Origin of the sequence: Saccharothrix texasensis (assembly GCF_003752005.1) — a bacterium.
GTDB lineage: Bacteria > Actinomycetota > Actinomycetes > Mycobacteriales > Pseudonocardiaceae > Actinosynnema > Actinosynnema texasense.
Genome location: NZ_RJKM01000001.1, coordinates 419,932 through 442,590, shown reverse-complemented (window position 1 = coordinate 442,590; position 22,659 = coordinate 419,932). Strand labels below are relative to the sequence as shown.

Sequence of the window (22,659 nt, the reverse complement as noted above, 5' to 3'; positions counted from 1 at the left end):
GGCGGCCCGGTGCTGCTCGGCGGCAAGGCCGACGGGGTCGCGACCACGCCGGCGGTGCTCGCCGCCACCCGCGTGCGGCAAGGAGCGGGTGCGGCACTGGCCGCTCGCCTCGTTCGCGCCCGCCGGCGCCGCGCTCGTGGTGGTCGCGGTGGTGTTCCCGCTGGTCGCGCTGGTCCTGTTCGCCACGTGGGCGCGTCGCGCGAGCGCGTGGATCGGTGGCCGAAGTAGGCTGCCCGCGCTCTCTCGGAAAAAAGTTCGGCGGGTGTGTCGATCCACGGCGGCGCCCGTTCGACCTCAGGGGGACGGGGCCCGGGAGAGGGCCCGTGCGACGGCCAGGGAGACGGAACCATGAAGTACATGCTGATCATGCGCGCGACCGACGAGGCCTACGCCCGGATGGGCGCGTTCGACTTCGACGAGATCCTGGAGACGGTGGGCAAGTTCAACGACGAGCTGATCCGGGCGGGCGTGCTGGTCGCCGCGGAAGGGCTCGCCGAGGCCGAAGAGGGCGTGGTGGTCGACTACTCCTCCGAGCCGCCCGTGGTCACCGACGGCCCGTACGGCGAGACGAAGGAGCTGTTCAACGGCTTCTACATCCTCAACGTGGCGTCGAAGGAGGAGGCCGTCGAGTGGGCCAAGCGGTCCCCGATCTCCGGGGCGGGCTTCAAGACCGAGATCCGCCGGGTCACCTCGATCGACGAGTTCCCGCAGGACAACGAGTGGATCAAGAAGGAGCGGGCGTGGCGGGAAGCCACCGGTCAGCTCTGAGCGCGTCGACGGCCGGCGATCCGACGGGTCGCGCGGCCGTCGCCGCCGTCTGGCGGATCGAGTCGGCGCGGATCGTCGGCGCGCTCGCGCGCTACACCGGCGATTTCGCGCTGGCCGAGGACCTGGCCCAGGAGGCGCTGGCCGAGGCGCTCGTGACGTGGCCGCGCGACGGCGTGCCGGACAACCCGGCGGGGTGGTTGCTCACCGTCGGCAGGCGGCGCGCGATCGACGCGTTCCGCCGCCGGTCCGCCCTCGACGCCAAGTACGCCACCCTCGCGCACGGCCTCGGCGAGGGTGGCGCGACGTCGGGCGGCGGCCCCGCCGAGGCCGACGACGTGCCGTGGGACCCGGACCAGATCGACGACGACGTGCTGGCGCTGATGTTCATCTCGTGCCACCCCGTGCTGTCGCGGGAGGCTCGGGTGGCGTTGACGTTGCGCGTGGTCGGCGGGCTGACCAGCGACGAGATCGCGAAGGCGTGCCTCGTGCCGACCGCGACCGCGCAGGCCAGGATCACCAGGGCGAAGAAGACCCTCGGTGCGGCCGGCGTGCCGTTCGAGGTGCCGACGGCCGAGGAGCGGGCCGCGCGGCTCAACTCGGTGCTCAACGTGATCTACCTGATCTTCACCGAGGGCTCCACGGCCAGCTCCGGCGACGACCTGATCCGGTTCGACCTCGCGGGCGAGGCGCAGCGGCTCGCCCGCGTGCTGAGCCGGTTGGTGCCCGACCAGCCCGAGGTGTTCGGCCTGCTGGCGTTGCTGGAGCTGACGGCGGCGCGCTTCCCCGCCCGCACCCGGCCGGACGGCGAGCCCGTGCTGCTGGACCAGCAGGACCGCCGACGCTGGGACCGGGCCGCGATCCGGCGCGGGCGGGCCGCGCTGGCCCGTGCCGAGAAGGTCGGCCGGGGCCTCGGCGCTTACGGCCTGCAAGCGGCCATCGCCGAGTGCCACGCCGTCGCGCCCTCGGTGGAGGAGACGAACTGGGAGCGGATCGTGCTGCTGTACGAGGCGCTCGGCCGGCTGGCGCCGTCACCGGTGGTGGACCTGAACCGGGCGGTGGCGGTGTCCATGGCCGGCGGACCGGCCGCGGCGCTGCCGATCGTGGACGGGTTGGCGGGCTCGGACGCGCTGGCGAACTCCTACCTGCTGCCCAGCGTGCGGGGTGAGCTGCTCAGCCGGCTGGGACGCGCGGACGAGGCGCGGGTCGAGCTGGCGCGGGCCGTGGAGTTGTGCGGCAACGAGCGGGAGCGGGCGGTCTTGGAGCGCAAGCTCGACGACCTCACGACATCTGGGTGAGGATCATCGAGTTCCACCAGTAGCCGAGCTGGTCGAGCGAGTCCGGGTCGAGCGCCGTCGAGGACCGCAGCTGGCCGGTGACCGAGGTCCGGGTGTCGACCCACCACACCTGGCCGACGCCGTCGGCGACGAAGCAGGTCGTGTACTCGCCGGGCACGGGACCGCTCTCGGACCGGTAGTACAGGGCGTAGTGCACGGGCTGGGTGAGGGGGCGGCAACCGCCCTGGCTGTCGTCGCGCGGGATGCCGTTGGCGTCCACCACGGCCTTGAAGTGGGCGTCCTGCGCGGCGCGGTCGGTGAACAGGTGGAACACCGCCTGGTCCGGTGGCGGGAAGCGGAAGTGCACCGAGTTCGCCTTGGTGCAGGTGACGGTCGCCGCGACTCCCCCGCTCGACGGGGTGGGCGCGCACGTCGGGTTGTCCCGGTAGGCGGAGGGGAGCCGGCCCAGCAGGGTGACCGCCTGGTGGTCGACGGTGGTGGACGTGGTCCGGGTGGCGGACGACGTCGGTGTGCCCGCCTTGGACGTGGTGGACAGCGTGGTGGACGTCGTGGTCACGGTGGCGGAACCCGCGAGCCGGCCACCGCCGGTCCAGTCCCGGGACCAGACCACGACCACCGCCACGAGCACCAGCGCCACCGCGCCGGCGACGATCGGGGCGACCGGCACCTTGCGCCCGGCCGGCCGCTGGACCGGGACCACCACCGGGGAAGAGCTGAGCGGCACCGCGCCGCGGGGCGGTGCGGTGAGCGGCACGCGGTTGCCCCGGGCCGGGGTCCGCGGCGGTGACGCGGCTCGGGCGGGCGATGCGGGCGGCGACGCCGGGCCGGCAGCGAAGGGCACCCGCGTGACCCGGTTGGCGGCGGGTGGCCCGAGCACCGGGCCGGCGGCGTCCGGCCCGGCGGGGGTGGTGAGGGCTTCGGCGGCGGCCGCTGCCAGTGCGCCGGCGGTCGGGTAGCGGTCGGCCGGGTCCTTGGCCATGCCGCGCCGGATCACGTCGTCCAGCGCGCGGGGCACGGCCGGGTTGGTGGCCGAGGCGGCGGGCGGTGGTTGTTGCAGGTGGGCCCAGAGCAGGGCGGCGGCGCTGTCGACCTCGAACGGCCGGTTGCCGGTGACGCACGCGTGCAGCACGCAGGCCAGCGCGTAGACGTCCGCGCGCCCGTCCACCTGTCCGTCGCCGAACCGCTCGGGCGCCAGGTAGTCCAGGGTCCCGATCACCGCGCCGGACGCGGTCAGGTGCGTGCCGGCCGGCAGGACGCTGCGGGCGATGCCGAAGTCGACCAGGTACACGAAGTCGTCCGGCGTGACGAGGATGTTCGACGGCTTGACGTCGCGGTGCACCAGGCCGTCCGCGTGCGCGGCGTCGAGCGCGCCCGCGACCTGGGCGACCAGCCGCACGGACCGCGCGGGGTCGAGCGGGCCGTCCGCGACGAGTTCCGCCAGGTCACGACCCTCCACCAGGCGCATGTCCAGGTAGAGCCGGCCGTCGATCTCGCCGTAGGCGTGGATCGGGATGACGTGCGGCTCGCGCAGCCGGGCCGCGATCCGCGACTCCCGCCGGAACCGGGCGCGGAAGTCCTCGTCGTCGTTGTGCACGGCGGAGAGCCGCTTCAACGCCACCACGCGGTCGTGCGCGGTGTCGTGGGCCCGGTGCACCTCGCCCATGCCGCCGCGCCCCAACAGCTCGCCGACCCGATAAGGCCCGAACTCCTCCGCCATGACTCCCCCGGGTCCGCCACGCCGCCACTGCAGGACCGACGCGGATCAACGCCGAAGGGTTCCACGAACGTGCTCGGACCTGGTTTCGCGGGGTACGCAGGCTCAGGGCTTGCCCTTGCCGGCCTTGCCGGCCGGTTTTCCCTTCCCGTCCTTCTGACCGGGCGCGACGGGTCTCGCCTGCGGACCGGCGGGCTGCTCACCGGCGACCGGCCGCTCCTCGACGACCGGTTGCTCGACGACAGGTTGCGCGGCGGCCGGTGTCGTCGTGGCCAGGTCGGCCACCGGCTGGTTCGTCGTCGTGCCGGTGTCCTGGACGACCGCTCGCGCCGGGGACTCCACGGGCGCGGACGTGGCCGGGGACGAACCGGGCGACACCGCCCAGGCGATGCCGAGCGCACCGACCAGCCCGGCCGCCGACGCGGCGAGCGCCGTCAACTGCCGACGTGGGCGCGGCACGGCCGCCACCGCGGTCGGGTCGTCGTCGGGCAGGTCCCGCAGCACGTGCGCGCAGCGGTGGGCGGTCGGTCGGCGGCGGACCGACAACGAGGTCGTCAACGACAGCAGGCGCACCAGGTCGTCGGGCAGGTCGTCGGGCACCACCGCCGGCCGGTGCAGCCGGGCCACGGCCGACTCGACGTCACCGCCCGGGTACTCGCGGCGACCGGTCAGGCACTCCAGCAGCACCAGCCCGAACGAGTACACGTCGGCGGCCGGGCCCACCTCGCTGCCGCGCACCTGCTCCGGCGCGAGGTAGGCGGCCGTGCCCACCATCTGGTTGGTGCGGGTGAACCGGGTGCTGTCGGCCAGGTGCGCCAGCCCGAAGTCGGCCAGGTAGGGCGTGCCGTCGTCGTCGAGCAGGATGTTCGACGGCTTGACGTCCCGGTGCACCACGCCCTGCTCGTGCACGTAGGCCAGCGCCTCGGCCAGCCGGGCGCCCAGGTCCCGCACCTCGGGCACCGACAGCGGCCCCTCGGCGATCCGGTCGCGCAGCGTGCGGCCCTCGACCAGCCGCAACACGACGAACGCGGTGCCGTCGCTGTGGCCGGCGTCGTACACGGAGACCAGCCCGGGGTGCGACAGCCGGGCGAGGGTCCGCGCCTCGTTGTCGAACCGCCGCCCCGCGTCGGGGTCCCCGGTGGCGTCGAACAGCTTCACCGCCACGGCCCGCCGCAGCACCGTGTCCCATCCCCGGCGCACCTCGGCCATGCCGCCGATCCCCAGCGTCCCGGCCAACTCGTACCTACCGGCCAAGAGCTCGCCACTCCGGGGAAGCGACACCACTACCACCTTGTGCAGGGGGACACAGGACACCATCAGGTGCCCCGTCCCCGCGGACCACAAACACACCGACTTCGTGGTCCGCGCCCGCCGCAACCCGAGGTCCGCTCCCGGTTCTCACCCGTTCGCCGGAAACGCCGGGGCGTTGCGCTGAGTAACTTTCACCTCACGGTCCCTGCCGTTGATCGACCCACGAAAGGTGGAAGATCATGAACCGTGCCGTGAAACGACTGGTCACCCTGGTGAGCGCGCTGGCCCTGTCGGCGATCACCGTCCCGGCGGCGCAGTCCGCCGCCGCGCCCGGCGACTACTGGACGCCGGAACGGATGCGCTCCGCCGCCCCGCTCGACCTCCGCACCACGACCCCCTCCGCCCTGCGCTCCACCGTCCCGACCGGCGAGCCCGCCACCGTCGCACCGCTGGCCTTCCCCAACGGCGGCAGCGCGTGGACCGGCGGCGGCGCCGTCGTGCGGACCGCGGGCCGGGTGTTCTTCACCTACCAGGGCCGCAACGCCTCGTGCAGCGGCAACGCCGTCACCAGCGCGAACAAGAGCACGGTCGTCACGGCCGGGCACTGCGTGAAGCTGGACGGTGCCTACCACACCAACGTCGCGTTCGTCCCGGCCTACGACAACGGGAACGCCCCGTACGGCACGTGGGCCGCACGGGCCACCTTCGCCACGCCCCAGTGGCACGCGAGCGAGGACATCAACTACGACATCGGCGCCATCGTCGTCGGACAGTTGAACGGCCAGTCCCTCACAGACGTCGTCGGCGCTCAGGGCATCGCGTTCAACCTGCCGCGCGCCGACAACACCTACGCCTTCGGCTACCCCGCCGCCGCGCCGTACGACGGCACGAAGCTCGTCTACTGCAGCAGCCGGACGTTCAACGCCTTCATCAGCGACGGCATCGGCATGACCTGCAACATGACCGGTGGCGCGAGCGGTGGCCCCTGGTTCCGCGCGTTCTCCGAGGCGACCGGGACCGGCACGGTCAACTCGGTGAACAGCTACAAGATCAACCTGTTCCCGAACTGGATGTTCGGCCCGTACTTCGGCGCCGACGCCCAGAACCTCTACAACCAGGCGCAGGCCGCCTGACCCGAGGTCGGCGGGCCGGGCCACGCGCCCGGCCCGTCACCGGCCCCTGTGGTGATCTTCATCCGGTCGGGTGACAAACTCCGGTTTCACCGACCCCAGGGGGACGTCCATGCTCTCGCAGGCGACGAACGTGCTGCACATGCACCAGAAGGTCACCTTGATGGTGAACCGCTACGAGGTCTTCGCCGACAACGGCGGGGAGCCCGGCCCGCTCGTGGCGTTCGTCGAGCAGAAGCGGATGGCCTTCAAGGAGCAGGTGACCATCTACACCGACTCGACCAAGAGCCAGGTGCTCGCGGGTTTCCGGGCGCGCAAGGTGATCGACCTCGGCAGCGGCTACGACGTGGTCGACGGCGCCGGGCAGCCGATCGCCCTGTTCCGCAAGGACTTCGGCAAGTCGCTGACCAACTCGACCTGGCACCTCGACCAGCCGAACGCGCCGACCACCACGGGCCGCGAGCGCAACCCGGGCATCGCCGTCCTGCGCCGCGTCTGGGGCTTCCTGCCCCTGGTCAACAACATCCCGTTCCCGTTCCGCTACCACTTCGACTTCGCCCGCGACGGTCAGCCGGTGTTCAGCGTGGACAAGAAGACGTGGGTCCGCGACCACTACCTGATCCAGATCGCCGACCCCTACGTCGACCGCCGCGCCGTGATCGCGCAGGCCGTCGCCGTGGACGCCCTCCAGTCCCGGTAGCCCTTCCGGCAGCTCAGCACGCGTCCGGGCGGGGCGGGCGCCGCCCCCGCTGCCGATCGGCCGGGAGGACGGGCCGGCCACCGGCAGCGGGGGCGGCGCGTCCCGGTCCGCTCGGCCATTGCACTAGTGCACAGCGGGGCGATCGCCCGCACCGCCGTGAATTCGCGGATCTCCGCCATACGGTTCGGGCATGAAGTACTTGGCGGGGCCTTTCGCCCCGGTCACCGAAGAGATCACCGCGCACGACCTCCCCGTCACCGGGCGGATCCCGGCCGAGCTCGACGGCCGCTACCTGCGCAACGGGCCCAACCCGCTGGGCGTCGAAGACCCCGCCGTGCACCTGTGGGGCATGGGCCAGGGCATGGTCCACGGCGTGCGGCTGCGCGACGGCCGGGCCGAGTGGTACCGCAACCGGTTCGTGCGCACGCCGGGGTTCGCACCCATGGTGCACGTGATCGAGCACGCCCGGCGGACGTTCGCCCTGGCGGAGGGCGGACTGCCGCCCGCCGAGCTCGACGAGGAGCTGAACACCGTCGGCGCGTGCGACCTCGGCGCGACCGCGGAGGGCTTCACGGCGGGCGCGCACTCGAAGCACGACCCGCTCACCGGTGAACTGCACTCGCTGTCGTACATGCCGGGCCGCGAGTTCGTCCAGCACATCGTGGTCGACGCCGGCGGGAGCGTCGTCCGGACCACCACCGTGCCCCTCGCCCGGACGCCGTTCATGCACGACTTCGCGCTCACCGAGAACCACGTGGTCCTGTGGGACACGCCGATCGGCTTCGACGGGTTCGAGTGCCGCTGGCTCCCGGAGCACCCGACCCGGGTCGGCGTCCTGCCTCGGGTCGGCGGCGACGTGCGCTGGCTCGACGTCGACCCCGTCCACGTCAGCCACACGCTCAACGCCTACGACGACGGCGACTCGGTCGTGGTCGACGTGGTCACGGCCGAAGGTCCGTTCGACCCGGCCGACCCCGGCGCGATCCGACCGGCGCTGGACCGCTGGACGATCACCGCCGGCCAGGTCGACCAGCGCCGCCTCGACGACCGGCCGCAGGACTTCCCGCGCGTCAACGAAGCACGCGCCACCCGCCCGCACCGGTTCGGCTACTCCGCCGCGACCGCCCTGTACGGCATCCCGTTCACGCCCGACGGCACGCCGTCCGACGACGCCTTCACCAACGCCCTCGTGAAGCACGACTTCGTCCGCGGCACGTCCGAGGTGCGCGGGTTCGGCAGGCACGAGGCGGTCGGTGAGGCGGTGTTCGCCGCCGCGGGCCCCGGCGAGGACGACGGGTACCTGCTCACCTACGTCCACAACCCCGCGCGCGGGGCGAGCGACCTCGTGATCCTCTCGGCCCAGGACTTCACCGGCGACCCCGTCGCCCGCGTGCACCTGCCGGTCCGGGTGCCGCTCGGCCTGCACGGGAACTGGCTGCCGGACCGCTGAGCCCTGGCACGATGACACCGTGACCGACCCGCAGCCGCCGTACCTCCGGATCGTCGCCGACGTCGAGCGGCGCATCGCCGACGGCGAGCTGCGGCCCGGTGACCCGGTGCCCACGACCAGGGCGATCATGCGCGAGTGGGGCGTCGCCATGGCCACCGCGACCAAGGCGTTGGCCGCGCTCAAGCAGGCGGGCGCCATCGAGTCGACGTCCCGCGTCGGCGCCGTCGTGGCCCGGCGCAGGCTGCCGTCGCGGTCGACCGGCGGTCTCGACCACGACCGCGTCGTCCGGGTGGCCATGGGCATCGCCGACGCCGACGGCTTGGCCGCGCTGTCCGCCCGGGCGGTCGCGGCCAAGCTCGGCGTCGCCACCGTGGCCCTGCGCGAGCACCTCGACGCCGACCTCCCCCAGCTCATCGCCGACGCCGCGTTCGCGGAGATCGAGTACCCGCAGCCACCGCCGGGCTGGCGGTCCCACCTGCGGGTCGCCGCCCGGCTCCAGTGGGCGGCCTACCAACGCCACCCCTGGCTGCCGCGGCTGGTGTCGATCGTCCGGCCGGCCACGCTGCCGGGCCTGCTCGCGTACGCCGAGTGGACGTTGCGGGCGCTCGACGACCTCGGGTTGGACCAGCGCACCCGCCTGCACGTCTACGCCGCGGTGGTCAACCACGTGCGCGGCACGGCGCTGAACATCGAGAGCGAGGCCGGCGCGGAGCTGGACACCGGGATGACCAGCAGGCAGTGGATGACGGCCCGGCTCGCCGTCGACGGCCCGCTGATCGCGCGGGTCGCGGAACCAGGCGCGGACGTCGACCTCGAGTCGTTGTTCGACTTCGGCCTCGAACGCCTCCTCGACGGCCTGACCGCGGTCCTCACGCCGCGCAAGATCCACCGCTGACCCGCCGCCGCCCCGCCGGATCGGGTCGCGGTGATCGAACCTGTCCTACATTGGGCCCATGAGTGGCGACGCACCGCTGTCCGCGGCCGAGAAGACGCTGAGCGTCCTGGAAGCGCTCGCCGACCACTCGCGCATCGCCGACATCGCCGACGCCTCCGGCCTGCCCAAACCCACCGTGCACCGCATCCTTCAGACCCTCGTCCGGCGCGGTTTCGCGCGGGCCGACGGGCGCGGCGGCTACCTCGGCGGCCCGCGCATCCTCAGCCTCGCCGGCCGGTTCCTGCAGCGCCTCGACGTCGCCGAGCACGTCCGGCCGACGCTGCGCGACCTCCAGGAGCGGACCGGGTGGACGGTCCACTTCGCGCTGCTGTCCGGCGACGAGGCCGTGTACGTGGCCAAGGTGGAGGGCGCGCGGCCCTACCACCTGGCCTCCCGGGTCGGCATGAGCCTGCGCCTGCACTGCACGTCCATCGGCAAGGCGATCCTGGCCTCCCTGCCCGACGACGAGGTGCGGGCGCTGGCCCGGCGCACCGGCCTGCCCGCCCGCACCCGCCGCACCATCACCGACGAACGGGCCCTGCTCGCCGAGCTGGCCGCGGTCCGCGGACGCGGTTACGCCGAGGACCACGAGGAGAACGAGGCCGGCGTTCGGGCGGTCGGCGCGGCCGTGGTCGACCACACCGGCGAGGTGGTCGGCGGGTTGTCGGCGGCGTCCCTGGTCGACCTGGCCGAGGCGCCCGCGGACCTGCCGCAGTTGGTGGTGCGCGCCGCCGCCCAGGTCTCGCGCGCGCTGGGCGCCGACTGAACCGAATCACCCTGTGACCCGCTTCACAAGGTGGCCGAGTCATGTCATGGTGGTGGCATGTCGATGGAACCCCATTCCGTCAGGCGGAACGCATGAAAGTCACGTCGAGCGAGCTCGGGAAGCTCGCGGTCCGCATCCTGCTCGACGCCGGGACGAACCTCGTCGACGCCAAGGCGGTCGCCGGCTCGCTGGTGGAGTCGAACCTGACCGGCCACGACTCGCACGGCGTGCGCCGGCTGGTCGACTACGTGGCCCGCATCCGCGACGGCCGGATCGACCCGCGCGCCCGGCCCGACGTGGACCACCCGCGCCCCGGCACGGTCGTGGTCCGCGGCAACCGGGCGCTCGGCCGGATCGCGGCCGGCGTCGCCACCCGCGAGCTGCGCGCCCTGACCCGCACGCACGGCAGCGGGGTCGCGGTGATCCAGGACTGCAACCACGTCGGCCGGCTCGGCGAGTACGTCGGTTTCCTCGCCGAGCACGACCTGGTCGCGCTCGCGTTCGGCAACGCCGACGCCACCGTCGCGCCCTACGGCGGCCGGGAACGGCGGCTCGGCACCAACCCGCTGGCCTGGGCCGCGCCGCGGGCGGCGGACCGCCCGCCGATCGTGGTCGACTGGGCCACCTCCGGCGTGGCCGAGGGCAAGCTCGCGGTGGCCCGCGACCGCGGCGAACGCGTGCCCGAGGGCCTGGTGCTCGACCCGGACGGCCGACCGACCACCGACCCGGGCGACTTCTACGCGGGCGGGGCGCTGCTGCCGTTCGGCGGGCACAAGGGCTACGGCCTGAGCGTGCTGATCGAGGTGGTGGGTGGTCTGCTCACCGGCATGGGCATCGGCAGCCTCCCCGGGTACCGGGGCGGGTTCGGCACCGTGCTGGTGGCCGTCGACATCGGCTCGCTCACCCCCGTCGAGCGGTTCCGCGAGCAGGCGGAGCTGTTCTGCCGCGAGCTGGTCGGCACCCCGCCCGCCCAGGGCAGCGGCGAGGTGCTGGTGCCGGGCGAACCGGAGGCCCGCACCCGCCGCGCCCGGTCGCGCGACGGGATCCCGATGGCCGAGGAGACCTGGCGCGAGCTGCACGGCCTGCTGAAGGCGAAGGAGGGAACGCCGTGACCGGAGCCGCCGACCACACCGCCACCGATCGCACCGCGGCCGGGCAGGACGCGACCGGGCATGACGCGGGCGAGCACGACTCGATCGGGCACGACGTGGCGCGCGACGACCCTGCCGATGCCGGGCAGTTGCGCCGGGTCGTCGGCGCGTCCGTGATCGGCACCGCGTTGGAGTGGTACGACTTCTTCATCTACGGCTTCGCCGTGACGCTGGTGTTCAACGAGCTGTTCTTCGTCACCGGCGACCCGGCGACCGGCGTGATCGTGGGGTTCGCGACGTTCGGCGTCGGCTTCGCGGTCCGGCCGCTGGGCGGCTTCGTGTTCGGCCACCTCGGCGACCGCATCGGCCGCCGTTCGACCCTGGTGATCACGACCCTGGTCATGGGCGTCTCGACCGGGTTGATCGGCCTGCTGCCCACCTACGACTCGATCGGCGTCGCCGCGCCGATCCTGCTGACCGTGCTGCGGATGTGCCAGGGCCTCGGCGCGGGCGCGGAGTTCGGCGGCGCGTCCACGCTGCTGGCCGAGCACGCGCCGGCGCACCGGCGCGGGTTCTTCACGTCGTTCGCCCAGACCGGCGTGCAGCTCGGCCTGCTGTCGGGCACGCTGGTGTTCCTGCTGGTCGAGACGCTGCCCCGGCAGAGCGTGCTGGACTGGGCGTGGCGCGTCCCGTTCCTGTTCAGCTTCGCGCTGATCGCGGTCGCGCTGTACGTGCGGCTGCGGGTCGCCGAGTCGCCGGTGTTCCAGCGCCTGGCCCGGCAGCGGACCGAGGTGGCGCTGCCCGTGTCCGACGCGCTGCGCCGCTACCCGCGCAACTTCCTGATCGGCATCGGTGCGCACGTCTGCGACACCGCGGTCGTCTACATCTACGCCACGTACAGCTTGGCCTACCTCACCAAGTCGTTGGCGCTGCCGCGCTGGGTCGGGCTGACCGGAGTGGTGGCGTTCGGGGTGGTCGTGATCGTGCTGCAACCCGTGTACGGCGCGTTGTCCGACCGGATCGGGCGACGACCGCTCAACCTGGTCGGCGTGGTGTTCACGGCGGCGTTCGCGTTCCCGTTCTTCCTGCTGCTCGACACGCGCGAGCCGGTGCTGATCTGGCTGGCGCTGGTGGTGGCGACGGCGTTCGGACTGGCGCCGATGATCGCGGTGCAGCCCGCGTTCTACGCCGAGTTGTTCGGCGCGCGAGTCCGCTACACCGGCTTCGCCGCGTCCCGCGAGATCGGCGCGGCCCTGGCCGGGTTCTCGCCGCTGGTGGCCGCCGCGCTGGTCGCGCAGGCGGGCGGGCGGGGCTGGCCGGTGGCGTGGTGGATGATCGGCACGGCGGCCGTGTCGTTCGTGGCGTTCCTGCTGTCGGCGGAGGGCAGGGACGTCGACATCGCCGCCGCCGACACCTCGGGGGTGGCGCGGCGGTGACCCGGCCCCGCCTGTCGGCGGCCCGGCTGCCCGGGTGGTTGGCGGCCGACCTGCCGAGCGCCCCGACCGGCATCGTCCACATCGGACTGGGCGCGTTCCACCGGGCCCACCAGGCGGTGCTGACCCAGGAGGCGATGCGCGTGGCGCCCGGGCCGTGGGGCATCTGCGCCGTGGCGCAGCGCAACGGGCGGCTGGTCGACGCGCTGGTCGAGCAGGACCACCTGTTCACCGTGACCGAGCGCGGCGCCTCGGACGACCGGCTGCGCGTGGTCGGGAGCGTGCGCGAGGTGCTGCTGGCGTCGGAGCAGCCGGACCGGCTGGCGACGGTGCTGTCCGAACCGGACACCCGCGTGGTTACGCTGACCGTCACCGAGGCCGGCTACCGGCACGACCCGGTCACCGGCCGGTTGCGCGCCGACGACCCGGACGTGGCGGCCGACCTCGCGGGCGGGCCGCCGCGCACGCCGGTCGGGCAGCTGGTCGCCGGTCTCCGCCGCCGCCGGGACCGAGGTGGCGGTGGGCTCACCGTCGTCTCCTGCGACAACCTGCCCGACAACGGCCGCCTGGTCGCGCGCCTGGTGGGCGAGTTCTGCGCCCGGCGCGGCGAGGGCGACCTCGCCGAGTGGGTCGACGAGCACGTGCGGTTCCCGTCCAGCGTCGTGGACCAGGTCGTGCCCGCCACCACGGACGCCGACTTCGCCCGCGTGGCCGAGGCCCTCGGTCTGGCGGACCGGGCCGCGGTGGTGGGCGAACCGCACCGCCGGTGGGTGGTGGAGGACGACTTCGCCGCCGGGCGACCGGCCTGGGACGCGGTCGGCGCGGAGCTGGTGCCGGACATCGCGCCGCACCAGGCGGCGAAGCTGCGGCTGGTCAACGGCACGCACTCGGCGCTGGCCCACCTCGGCCTGCTGGCCGGTTGCACGAGCACCGCCGACGCCCTGGGCCGGCCCGAGTTCGCGCGCTTCGCCGAACGGCTGATCAGCGCCGAGACCGGCCCGTCGCTGCGCCGGTTCGGCCGGTGCCCGGACGAGCGGGAGGTCGAGGCGCTGCTCACCCGGCTGGCCAACCCGCGGCTCACCCACCGGCTGGACCAGATCGCCGGCGACGCGCTGCGCAAGCTGCCCCCACGCCTGCTCGACCCGGCCGTCGACCTGCTGGTCCTGGGCGTCGAGCCGCGCCTGATCGGCGTGGCCGTCGCCGGGTTCCTGCACCAGCAGGACTTCCCGGTGCTCACCCTGCCGCTGCCGCTGCGCGGGTCACGCGCGTTCCGCGCGCTGCTGGCCGACGCGGTGCGGCGGATCGACCAGGACGGGGTGGTCGCCACCCTGCGCGGGATCGGGCGGAGCTGACGGGACCGCTGCGACGGCGGCACCGGGATCGGCAGGCCACCGCGCCGGCACCGGACCGTTCGGGCTCTCCGCGGCACGCGTGCGTTCGCCGACCGTGCGCGACCGGCGGCGCGGTGGTCGCCAGGCCCCGACCAGCACCTGCGGGACGCACCGCCCGGCCACCTCACGACCGCTCGCGCGGCTCCGCCCCGCCCGCCCGCCCGGAGTTGTCGCGCGCGTCCCGTTCAGCGGCCTCGGCGATGCGCTTGATGGTCGCCAGCCGCCGGTCCCAGTCGGCGGCCAGCGAGGCCATCCACCGCGCCGTCGCGTCGAGCGCCGCCGGCCGCACCGAGTAGCGCACCTCACGCCCCACCCGGCCACCGGAGACGAGCCCGGCGGCGTCCAGCACGGCGAGGTGCTTGACCACCGCCTGCCGCGACACGGGCAGCTGCTCGGCCAGCTTCGTCGCGGTCGTCTCCCCCTGCGCCGCGAGCAGGTCGAGCAGCTGACGGCGCGTCGGATCGACCAGCGCGGTGAGCACGCTGTCGACTTCTCCGGCGGCGTCGCGGTCGTTCATCCCGGGCACATGATCGCACGCCCGTTGCTCCGAACGCTCCTACAGCACGTAGACCTGACCCGTCTGCGCACCTTCGACCGACCGGACGAAGGCCCGCGCGACCTTCGCCAGGTCGACCGCCTCCATGCCGGGGAAGAAGGCGCCGTAGTCGTCGAGGCTCTCGGTGAACACGGTCGGGCTCACGGCGTTGACCCGCTGCGGCGCGATCTCGATCGCCGCCGCCCGCACGAACGCCTCCACCGCGCCGTTCGCCATGGACGCCGCGCTGCCGGTCGGCACGGGCTCACGAGCCAGGACACCGGTGATGAGCGTGAACGAGCCGCGCTCCGCGATCCGGCCCACCCCCTGCCGGACGAGTTCGAGCTGGCTCAGCACCTTCCCCCGGAACGCGTCCAGGTAGTCCTGCGCGGTCATCTCGGTGATCGGCTTCCACGGCACGTCACCCGCCGCGCTCACCACCGCGTCGACCCGGCCCGCCCGCTCGTACAGCTCGGTGATCTGCGCCGGGTCGGTGAAGTCGTGGCGCAGGTCTCCGCCGGAGCGCCCGACGGTGAGGACGTCGTGGCCGCGTCCGGCCAGGGTCGAGTGGACGGACGTGCCGAGCGTGCCGCCGGCGCCGATGAGGAGGATCTTCATGACGATCACGCTAGAGCCGATCGGCGCCTTTCGTGAAATATCGCTTGCGCAGCACTTATGCTCCTAGGTCATGAATGTGGAGTTGCGGCACCTGCGGGCGTTCGCGGCGATCGGCGCCGAGGGCACGATCACCGGCGCGGCGGCCGTGCTGCACGTCAGCCAGCCCGCCCTGTCCCGCACGTTGGAGCAGCTGGAGAGCAGGCTCGGCACCCGGCTGGTCGAGCGCACCACCCGCAGCCTGGCCCTGACCGAGGCCGGCACGCGGCTGCTGGCGCACGCCACCCGCATCCTCACCCAGGTGGATGACGCGCTGGCCGAGGTCACGGCCGGGCAGCGGGCGCTGCGCGTCGGGTTCGCCTGGGCGGCGCTCGGCAGGCACACGGTGCCGTTGCTGCGCGGGTGGCGGCACGCGCGGCCCGACGCGGAGCTGCGGGTGTTCCGGCCGGACGACCCCGAGGGCGCGCTTCGGCGCGGCGAGATCGACGTGGCGTTCGTGCGCTCGCCGTCGACACCCGACCGTGAGCTGGCGTCCGCCGACCTCTACCTCGAGCAGCGCGTGGCCGCCGTTCCCGAAGATCACCCGTTCGCGCGAGCCCTCACCGTCCGGTTGGGCGACCTCGCCGACCGGCCCGTCGCGATCTGCGCCACCGCCTCCAGCACCAGCGTCGAGCTGTGGCCGACCGCGCGCCGCCCCGACGCGCTCGACGTCGCCAACGCCGACGAGTGGCTCACCGCGATCGCCACCGGCGACGCCATCGGGGTCACCACCGAGGCGACCGCGCACAGCCAGCCGCACCCCGGCGTGCGCTACGTGCCGATCACCGACACCGAACCCGTGGCGGTGCGGCTCGTCTGGCCCCGGAGCGCGACCCACCCGGCCACCGACGCCTTCCGCGAGCACGCGCGCCGACTGCTCCGGTGACGGGCCGACGTCCCGGTTCGGCGGCCATACTGGACCGACCAGCGCAGTCCCGGGAGGACCCGTGCTCACCAGGAAGGGCGCCGCGACCCGGCAGCGGATCGTCGAGGCGATGGCCGGGGAGATCCGCGAGCGCGGCATCGACGCGGTCACCCTGGAGGACGTCGGACGGCGCAGCGGCACCGGCAAGAGCCAGCTGTTCCACTACTTCCCCGAGGGCAGGGAAGAGCTCCTGCTGGCGGTCGCCCGGTGGGAGGCCGACCGGGTGATCGAGGACCAGCAGCCGCACCTCGGGCAGCTCACGTCGTGGGCGGCGTGGCAGCGGTGGCGGGACGTGGTGGTCGACCGCTACCGCGAGCAGGGCGTGCACTGCCCGCTCGGCGTGCTGATCACCGAGGTCGGCAGGCGCACCCCGGCCGCGCAGGCGGTCACCCGGCAGCTGCTCGCCCAGTGGCAGCACCAGGTCCAGGTCGGCATCGAGCAGATGCGGGACAGCGGCCGGATCAGTCCGCGCGTCGACCCGCGGCGCACGGCGGGCGCCGTGATCGCGGCGATCCAGGGCGGGGTGACGATCCTGCTGTCGACGGGCTCCGCCGAACACCTGGAAGCCGCCCTGGACCTGTGCCTGGACCACCTGCGCGACTACCGCTGAACCCAGTTGCGCACGACGGGGCGGTAGCCGGGCGGCTTGTCACCGACCTTGACCCGGGGGCTGACCAGCCACTCCTGGTAGTCGGGGGTGAACATCCGGTAGACCGACGCCGGCGGTTCGGCACTGGCCCGGTCCAGCTCGGCGCGCAGGTGCGCGGGCAGCTCGAAGTCCAGCGCCGCCACCGACGCGCCGAGCTGCTCCGCGCTGCTCGCGCCGACGATGGCCGCGCCGATCCCGGGCCGGTTCGCGACCCAGTTGAGCGCGACCTGGGCCATCGTCACGCCCAGCTCGTCGGCTGCCGCCTCCACCACCTCGAGCAGCTCCCACTGCCGCGCGGTCCACGAGGACGCGGCGCCGGCGAGCCTGCCCTCGCCGGTCAGGCCGGCGTCGGAGTGGCGGTACTTGCCGGTGAGGAAGCCGCCGCCGAGCGGGCTCCACGCCGTGACGCCGAGACCCAGCTCCTGGCCCACCGGCACGTGCTCGGCCTCGATGGCCCGGTCGACGAGCGAGTAGGGCAGCTGCAGGCTGATCACGGGGGTGAGCGAGTGCGCCTCGGCGAGGGTCTGGGCCCGCGCGGCGTGCCAGGCGGGCACGTCGGACAGCCCCGCGTGCCGGATCTTCCCCGCCCTCGCCAGGTCGTCGAACGTGCGCAGCACCTCCTCGACCGGCGTGATCCGGTCCCAGGTGTGCAGCAGGAACAGGTCGACGTGGTCGGTGCCCAGGCGGCGCAGGGACGCCTCGACCGCCCGCACCAGGTGCTTGCGGCCGTTGCCGCCGGCGTTCGGGTCGCCGGGGTCGACGCTGTTGGCGGCTTTGGTCGTGAGCACCACCCGGTCGCGCACCCCCGCCTCGGCGACCAGGCGGCCGATGATCGTCTCGCTCTCGCCGGCGGTGTAGAAGTCCGCGGTGTCGATGAGGTTGCCGCCCTCCTCCAGGTAGCGGCGGAAGATCGGCCGGGCCTCGTCCTCGGTCTTGCCGTAGGCGGCGTGGAAACCGCCGGTGCCGAAGTTCATCGTGCCCAGCGCCAGCCGGCTGACGCGCAGTCCGGACCGTCCGAGCAGGAAGTAGTCGTCCAGTGCCATGAGCCCCACGGTGCAGAGCGAAAAATGTACCCGCAAGTACAGAAACGATGACGTACACGCATGACGTCGTCCGACGGTCGCCGGGGACCGCACCGCGTTCCCAGGGTCGGTCCGGGCGTCGCGGTGAAGTCCGAGCACCGCGGCTCCCGACGCACGACTCTCCCGAGACCGCAGAGGAAATCCGATGTCCGAAGTCACGTACACCGCCGTCGTCACGTCCACCGCCGGAGGCCGCAGCGGAGGCCGTGCGTCCTCCGACGACGGCCTGCTCGACGTCGCCCTCGCCGTGCCCGGGGAGCTCGGCGGCACGGGCGGCGCGACGAACCCCGAGCAGATGTTCGCCGCCGGGTGGGCGTCCTGCTTCGTCGGCGCGGTGCGCCGCGTGGCGGCGGAGAAGAAGGTCCGGCCGACGGACCTCGCCGTCGTCGCCGAGGTCACGTTGCACCACGACACCGCCGCGGGCGAGTTCGAGCTCAGCGCGGCGCTGCGGCTGACCGCGTCGGGCGTCGACCAGGCGACCGCCGAGGAGCTGGTCGACGGCGCGCACCAGGTGTGCCCGTACTCCAAGGCGACCCGCGGCAACATCGAGGTCACCCTCCACGCCACCGCCGGCTGACCACAGTGGACGCACGCGCCCGGCCGCAGCCGGGCGCGTGCGCCGGCGCTCGGAGGTGGTCAGCGTCGACGACCGCCCGCGCGAACGGCTGCGGCGCCTCCTGCGGGACGTTGTGGCCGATGCCCTCGAACACCCGGTGGTCGTACCGGCCGGTGAACTTGTCGCGGTAGGACGCGCCGTCCGCGGCCGCGCCGTCGAAGTCGCTGCCGATCGTGACCGCCGGCACGGCGGCCAGCTCCCGCTCGCTCGTACCGGGCCTCGCCGGGCGCGAGGCCCAACCGCCAGCGGTAGTTGTGGATGACGATGGCGACGTGGTCGAGGTTCTCGAAGGACGCGGCGCTGCGGTCGTACGTGGCGTCGTCGAAGTCCCACGCCGGCGACGCGGTCCGCCAGATCAGCTTGTTGAACCCGTGCCGGTCGCGGCGGTAGCCCAGCGCGCCGCGCTCGGTGGCGAAGTAGCACTGGTACCACCAGTTCCGCTCGACGGCCGGCGGCAGCGGCTCCAGGTTCTCCGCGAGGTTCGTCACGAGGTACCCGCTCACCGCGACGATCGCCTTGCAGCGCCGCGGCCAGACCGCGGCGACGACGCCGACCGTCCGCGCACCCCAGTCGAACCCGCCGAGCACCGCCCGGTCGATCCGCAGCGCGTCCGTGAACGCGATGACGTCGAGCGCCACCGCCGACTGCTGGCCGTTGCGGACCGCGTGCGGCAAGAGGAACCTGGTCGCGCCGTAGCCGCGGAGGAACGGCACGAGCACGCGGTAGCCCTCGGCGGCCAGCAACGGCGCGACGTCGACGTAGCTGTGCGCGTCGTACGGCCAGCCGTGCAGCAGCACCACCGCCTGACCGGAGCGGGGGCCGAACTCGGCGTACGCGATGTCGAGCACCCCCGCCCGGACGTGCTCGATCCGGCCGAGCGAGGTGTGGCCGCCGTGACCACCCGGCCGAACGTTCTCCTGTGGACGACGGCGACGCCAGGAGCGCCGCGCGAACCGCCGCGACCGTCGGGTGACGCCACCGGTGTACGTCACCGGGAGTGCGTCACCGCCGCGCGTCGAGCGCCTTGCCCAGGTCCGCGCGGGAGGTCACGCCCAGCTTGGGGAAGATCCGGTGCAGGTGGGTGCCGACCGTCCGGTGCGACAGGAACAGCCGTTGCCCGATCTCCCGGTTCGTCAGGCCCTCGGCGGCCAGCCGCGCGATGCCCAGCTCGTGCGGTGTCAGCTTCTCCCGCGCGTCCGGGTCCCGGTTCGGGCTCGACTCGCCCGCGCCGCGCAGCTCCCGCCGGGCGCGTTCGCCCCAGGCGGTCATGCCGAGCGCGTCGAAGGTGTCCCTGGCCGTGCGCAGGTGGGTCCGGGACTCCACCACCCGCCGTTGCCTGCGCAGCCACTCGCCGAACGCCAGGTGCGCGCGGCCGCGTTCGGCGGGCCACCCGGTCAGGTCGGCCCGCAACGCGGCCGCGAACAACGGCTCGGCCTCGTCGTTGGGCGCGAGCACGGCACGTGCGTACCGCAGCCCCGCGTGCAGCGCGGGCGAGGGCGTCGACGCGGCCGTCAGCTCCAGGTCGCGCACGGCGTCGGTCCGCCCGGCCCGCACGGCGGCTTCGGTCAGCTCGGGGAGGCAGTAGGCGCGCAGGGCCAGGTGGTAGGACGGGTCGGCGGGGTCGTGCACCCGGCTCAGGTCGGTGAACGCGTCCTCGAAGCGGCCCTCCCCCAGCGCCGAGATGCCGGTCGCGAGCCGCACGGTGGCCAGCACCGGGCGCGCCCGCGGCGAGCCCGACCCGTTCCGCCTCGCCGGCCAGCTTCGCCGCCCGCGCGTGGTCACCGCGCGGCGCGGCGATCTCCGCCTGGACGGCCGTGGCCAACCCGCGCATGAACGGCTGCCGGGTTTCCCGGGCCAGGTCCGCCGCCGCGGCCGCGACCGGCACGGCCGCGGCCAGGTCGCCGAGCCGGGTCCGGCACCACGCCTCCACCGCCAACGCCCTGGCCAGCACACCCAGGCGTCCCTCGGCGCGCAACCCGGGCGCCGCCGACGACGAGAGGCGCGCCGCCAGGTCGAACGCGCCGACCTGCAACGACGCGCTGCCCAGGTACCGGTCGACCTCCGGGTCCGCGCCGGTGACGCCGACCAGGGCCCGCAGCCCGGTCAGCACCGCGTCGCCCCGGTCGAACGGCGCGACGTACGCGGTGACGGCGACCGCGACCGGTTCGCCCGGGCCGATCGGCAGCCGGTCCGCCACCTCCAGCAGCGAACGGCGCGCGTCCGGGCCCGGTTCGACCCAGAAGCACCTCATGGCCGCGCCCCACAGGATCCTGGCGGCGGTGTCGACCTGCCCTTCGTCGGCGACCGACGCGGCCAGCTCGCCGAGTTCCGCCACCCGGGAGACGTCTTCGCGGACGCCGTCCTCGAAGCCGCTGAGCACCCAGCCGGCGGTGGCGCGCAGACGTGGCGTGAGGTCCAGGGCTCGTGCGTCGCGCACCAGCCGTTCGGCCGTGTCGCGCCGGCCGGCCTCGACCGCCAGTTCGGCGGCGCGCACCAACCGGACCGCCCGCCGGGACCGGGACCCGCTCAGCCGGGCCGCCTGCTCCAGCGCGGCGATGGCGGCGGCGAGCCCGCCCCGGCGGAGGGCGCGGTCCGCCGTCTGCTCCAGCTCGGTCGCCACGTCCTCGTCGGCGCCGGACGTCGCGGCGGCCCGGTGCCAGGCCCGGCGGTCGGGCTGGGCGACGAGGGTCTCGGCGAGGGCCAGGTGCGCCCGCCGGCGTTCGGCGACGGTCGCCGCCGCCGATACGGCCGAGCGGATCAGGGGGTGCCGGAAAGCCGACACCTCCCCGGTGAGCACGAGCAACCGGGACTCGACGGCCGGCGCGAGGACGTCCGGCCCCGCCGCCGAACCCGCGGCCGCCGCCGCCCCGGCATCCCGCGCGACCACCTCCGAGCCGGTGGCGGCGCCCGAGAGCAGGGTCGTGGCGGCCAGGGTCTCCGACACCAGGTCGCTCTGGTTCAGCGCCGCCACCAGCAGCGCGACCCGGGTCGGCGCGGGCAGGGCGGCGACCCGGGCGGTGAAGGCGCGTTCCAGGCGGTCCGGCAGGGGCAGCACCGGGTCGAGGCCGTCCGGTTCGGCCACCGCGGGCAGCTCGACGAGCGCCAACGGGTTGCCGGCCGCCTGCGCCAGCACCCGCTCCCGCGCCGCCGGCGTGAGACCGGGCGCGACCCGGTCCACCAACCCGGCCGCGACCTCGTCCGGCAGCCGACCGACGGCCATCGGCGCCAGCCCGGCGTCCGCCAACGGCGACGGCTCGCCGTCCCGCGCGGTCGCGAGCAGCACGACCGGTTCGGACTCGACCCGGCGCGCCACGAAGGCGAGCACGTCGAGGGTCGCGCGGTCGAGCCAGTGCACGTCCTCGGCCCCCACCAGCACCGGGCGGTCGGCGGCCTGCTCGGCGAGGAGGGTCACCGTGGCGAGCCCCACGAGGAACGTGCCCGGTCGGCCGCCGTCGGCGAGCCCGAGGGCGGTGCGCAGCGCGTCCCGCTGCGGTCCGGGCAGCCCGGCCACCCCGGCCCGGACCGGGTGCAGCAGTTGGTGCAACCCGGCGTAGGCGAGGTCCCGCTCGCCCGGCGCCCCCGTCGTCCTGAGCACCCGCAGCCCGGCGATCACCGCCGCGTCGACGGCTTCCGCCACGAGGGCGGACTTGCCGATGCCCGGTTCACCCCGCAGCAGGACACCGCCGCGTCCCACCGGACGTCCACCAACTCGGTCAGGGCCTTCAGCTTCCCCGCCGAGTGCGTCCTCACCGCGTTCCGCCGAGGCGAGGAGGTCACCGTCACCGCCGAGGACGCGGAGGTGGTGCGCGAGATCTGCGCCGGCCCGACCGGCACCGGCGGCCGGAGCCTGTGGTCCGGGCTGCCGAAGGGCGCGGACTTCGCCTGGCCGGCCAAGACGGCGTTCGACGAGCACGGCGGCGCGTCGTCGCCTGGGTTCCCGGTCGCCGTCGCCCGGGTGCGGACCTTCCTGGCGAAGCGGCCCGACCTCGACGCCACCACGATCACCTACGAGCGGTTCACCGAGCTGTTCCGCCAGGCGGGAAGCTGCTCACCTTCGTCGGCACGGCGGACCAGCTGATCCCGCTCGGCGCCCTCGTGGACTGGGTCGAGCACGGCCGGGCGCCGGCGACCCTGCCCGCGGCCACGGCGGACGGCAGCCGGACCCGCGACCTCTGCGCGCACCCGCGGGTCTCGCGGTACCGGAGGCACGGTGACCCGGCGGTCGCGTCGAGCTACCGCTGCGCGAGTCGCTGACTCCGCCACCGCCCGCGCCGA

General features: G+C 74.3%; 20 protein-coding genes and 1 pseudogene. 14 read left to right on the top strand and 7 right to left on the bottom strand.

The features are described 5' to 3' along the window. The first annotated feature begins 348 nt into the window (after positions 1 to 348). Positions 349 to 768, top strand: a complete 420-nt coding sequence (locus EDD40_RS01730; protein ID WP_123741330.1) for a YciI family protein — start codon at positions 349 to 351, stop codon at positions 766 to 768. Further along, positions 765 to 2,063: an RNA polymerase sigma factor gene (locus EDD40_RS01725; protein WP_211348401.1), complete on the top strand. Its 1,299-nt coding sequence runs from the start codon at positions 765 to 767 to the stop codon at positions 2,061 to 2,063. Before EDD40_RS01730 ends, EDD40_RS01725 begins: the two co-directional genes overlap by 4 nt. Here the strand turns inward: EDD40_RS01725 and EDD40_RS01720 are convergent. Continuing rightward, positions 2,047 to 3,780 carry a serine/threonine-protein kinase gene (locus EDD40_RS01720; protein WP_123741328.1) on the bottom strand — a complete coding sequence of 578 codons (1,734 nt, stop codon included), beginning with the start codon at positions 3,778 to 3,780 and terminating at the stop codon, positions 2,047 to 2,049. The two genes, EDD40_RS01725 and EDD40_RS01720, sit on opposite strands and share 17 nt — an antisense overlap. Positions 3,781 to 3,882: 102 nt before the next feature. Then, entirely contained in the window at positions 3,883 to 5,031 is a 1,149-nt protein-coding gene (locus EDD40_RS01715) for a serine/threonine-protein kinase (RefSeq protein ID WP_170184912.1), read from the bottom strand. A gap of 236 nt (positions 5,032 to 5,267) precedes the next feature. Here EDD40_RS01715 and EDD40_RS01710 point away from each other — a divergent pair, with 236 nt between their 5' ends. From EDD40_RS01710 to EDD40_RS41320, 8 genes are all read left to right on the top strand, one after another. Further along, on the top strand, positions 5,268 to 6,161 hold the full coding sequence (locus EDD40_RS01710) for a trypsin-like serine peptidase (protein ID WP_123741326.1): 894 nt from the start codon (positions 5,268 to 5,270) through the stop codon (positions 6,159 to 6,161). A gap of 70 nt (positions 6,162 to 6,231) precedes the next feature. Beyond that, on the top strand, positions 6,232 to 6,858 hold the full coding sequence (locus EDD40_RS01705) for an LURP-one-related family protein (protein ID WP_246037332.1): 627 nt from the start codon (positions 6,232 to 6,234) through the stop codon (positions 6,856 to 6,858). Between the two features lie 190 nt (positions 6,859 to 7,048). Beyond that, complete coding sequence (locus tag EDD40_RS01700) at positions 7,049 to 8,308, top strand: carotenoid oxygenase family protein (protein ID WP_123741324.1); 1,260 nt, start codon at positions 7,049 to 7,051, stop codon at positions 8,306 to 8,308. A gap of 19 nt (positions 8,309 to 8,327) precedes the next feature. Continuing rightward, entirely contained in the window at positions 8,328 to 9,203 is an 876-nt protein-coding gene (locus EDD40_RS01695) for a TetR/AcrR family transcriptional regulator C-terminal domain-containing protein (protein WP_123741323.1), read from the top strand. A gap of 58 nt (positions 9,204 to 9,261) precedes the next feature. Beyond that, positions 9,262 to 10,008: an IclR family transcriptional regulator gene (locus tag EDD40_RS01690; RefSeq protein WP_123741322.1), complete on the top strand. Its 747-nt coding sequence runs from the start codon at positions 9,262 to 9,264 to the stop codon at positions 10,006 to 10,008. A gap of 92 nt (positions 10,009 to 10,100) precedes the next feature. Continuing rightward, positions 10,101 to 11,120 carry an Ldh family oxidoreductase gene (locus EDD40_RS01685; protein ID WP_170184911.1) on the top strand — a complete coding sequence of 340 codons (1,020 nt, stop codon included), beginning with the start codon at positions 10,101 to 10,103 and terminating at the stop codon, positions 11,118 to 11,120. Next, a complete protein-coding gene (locus EDD40_RS01680; protein WP_211348051.1) occupies positions 11,117 to 12,535 on the top strand; it encodes an MFS transporter in 1,419 nt (472 codons plus the stop codon). Before EDD40_RS01685 ends, EDD40_RS01680 begins: the two co-directional genes overlap by 4 nt. Then, positions 12,532 to 13,884, top strand: a complete 1,353-nt coding sequence (locus tag EDD40_RS41320) for a mannitol dehydrogenase family protein (protein ID WP_170184910.1) — start codon at positions 12,532 to 12,534, stop codon at positions 13,882 to 13,884. The genes EDD40_RS01680 and EDD40_RS41320 overlap by 4 nt, the downstream gene beginning before the upstream one ends. A gap of 163 nt (positions 13,885 to 14,047) precedes the next feature. Here EDD40_RS41320 and EDD40_RS01670 read toward each other — a convergent pair whose 3' ends face one another. Then, a complete protein-coding gene (locus EDD40_RS01670; RefSeq protein ID WP_123741320.1) occupies positions 14,048 to 14,440 on the bottom strand; it encodes an ArsR/SmtB family transcription factor in 393 nt (130 codons plus the stop codon). A 39-nt stretch (positions 14,441 to 14,479) separates the two neighbouring features. Continuing rightward, positions 14,480 to 15,076 carry a short chain dehydrogenase gene (locus tag EDD40_RS01665; RefSeq protein WP_123747668.1) on the bottom strand — a complete coding sequence of 199 codons (597 nt, stop codon included), beginning with the start codon at positions 15,074 to 15,076 and terminating at the stop codon, positions 14,480 to 14,482. A 70-nt stretch (positions 15,077 to 15,146) separates the two neighbouring features. On the opposite strand from EDD40_RS01665, the gene EDD40_RS01660 reads away from it, so the two are divergent. Together EDD40_RS01660 and EDD40_RS01655 are read left to right on the top strand one after the other, a co-directional pair. Further along, entirely contained in the window at positions 15,147 to 15,998 is an 852-nt protein-coding gene (locus tag EDD40_RS01660; protein ID WP_123741319.1) for a LysR family transcriptional regulator, read from the top strand. Between the two features lie 61 nt (positions 15,999 to 16,059). After that, entirely contained in the window at positions 16,060 to 16,647 is a 588-nt protein-coding gene (locus EDD40_RS01655) for a TetR/AcrR family transcriptional regulator (RefSeq protein WP_123741318.1), read from the top strand. Here EDD40_RS01655 and EDD40_RS01650 read toward each other — a convergent pair. Then, positions 16,638 to 17,729, bottom strand: coding sequence for an aldo/keto reductase (locus EDD40_RS01650; RefSeq protein ID WP_123741317.1), 1,092 nt, complete (start codon positions 17,727 to 17,729; stop codon positions 16,638 to 16,640). The two genes, EDD40_RS01655 and EDD40_RS01650, sit on opposite strands and share 10 nt — an antisense overlap. Before the next feature lie 184 nt (positions 17,730 to 17,913). Between EDD40_RS01650 and EDD40_RS01645 the strand changes: the two genes are divergently transcribed. Beyond that, positions 17,914 to 18,345, top strand: coding sequence for an organic hydroperoxide resistance protein (locus EDD40_RS01645; protein WP_123741316.1), 432 nt, complete (start codon positions 17,914 to 17,916; stop codon positions 18,343 to 18,345). 59 nt (positions 18,346 to 18,404) lie between these two features. Here EDD40_RS01645 and EDD40_RS01640 read toward each other — a convergent pair whose 3' ends face one another. Continuing rightward, a complete protein-coding gene (locus tag EDD40_RS01640) occupies positions 18,405 to 19,376 on the bottom strand; it encodes an alpha/beta fold hydrolase (RefSeq protein WP_246037330.1) in 972 nt (323 codons plus the stop codon). Positions 19,377 to 19,386: 10 nt separating this feature from the next. After that, positions 19,387 to 22,078: pseudogene (locus EDD40_RS44710) on the bottom strand (ATP-binding protein). 44 nt (positions 22,079 to 22,122) lie between these two features. Between EDD40_RS44710 and EDD40_RS44555 the strand changes: the two are divergent. After that, positions 22,123 to 22,638: a tannase/feruloyl esterase family alpha/beta hydrolase gene (locus EDD40_RS44555; protein WP_342777747.1), complete on the top strand. Its 516-nt coding sequence runs from the start codon at positions 22,123 to 22,125 to the stop codon at positions 22,636 to 22,638. The last annotated feature ends 21 nt before the right edge of the window (positions 22,639 to 22,659 follow it).

Bases quoted from the DNA above. Each gene is read 5' to 3' on its own strand.
- EDD40_RS01665 (WP_123747668.1), bottom strand. From the start codon at position 15,076: ATGAAGATCCTCCTCATCGGCGCCGGCGGCACGCTCGGCACGTCCGTC.
- EDD40_RS01670 (WP_123741320.1), bottom strand. From the start codon at position 14,440: ATGAACGACCGCGACGCCGCCGGAGAAGTCGACAGCGTGCTCACCGCG.
- EDD40_RS01645 (WP_123741316.1), top strand. From the start codon at position 17,914: ATGTCCGAAGTCACGTACACCGCCGTCGTCACGTCCACCGCCGGAGGC.
- EDD40_RS01700 (WP_123741324.1), top strand. From the start codon at position 7,049: ATGAAGTACTTGGCGGGGCCTTTCGCCCCGGTCACCGAAGAGATCACC.
- EDD40_RS01685 (WP_170184911.1), top strand. From the start codon at position 10,101: ATGAAAGTCACGTCGAGCGAGCTCGGGAAGCTCGCGGTCCGCATCCTG.
- EDD40_RS01730 (WP_123741330.1), top strand. From the start codon at position 349: ATGAAGTACATGCTGATCATGCGCGCGACCGACGAGGCCTACGCCCGG.
- EDD40_RS01690 (WP_123741322.1), top strand. From the start codon at position 9,262: ATGAGTGGCGACGCACCGCTGTCCGCGGCCGAGAAGACGCTGAGCGTC.
- EDD40_RS01710 (WP_123741326.1), top strand. From the start codon at position 5,268: ATGAACCGTGCCGTGAAACGACTGGTCACCCTGGTGAGCGCGCTGGCC.
- EDD40_RS01660 (WP_123741319.1), top strand. From the start codon at position 15,147: ATGAATGTGGAGTTGCGGCACCTGCGGGCGTTCGCGGCGATCGGCGCC.
- EDD40_RS01720 (WP_123741328.1), bottom strand. From the start codon at position 3,780: ATGGCGGAGGAGTTCGGGCCTTATCGGGTCGGCGAGCTGTTGGGGCGC.
- EDD40_RS01650 (WP_123741317.1), bottom strand. From the start codon at position 17,729: ATGGCACTGGACGACTACTTCCTGCTCGGACGGTCCGGACTGCGCGTC.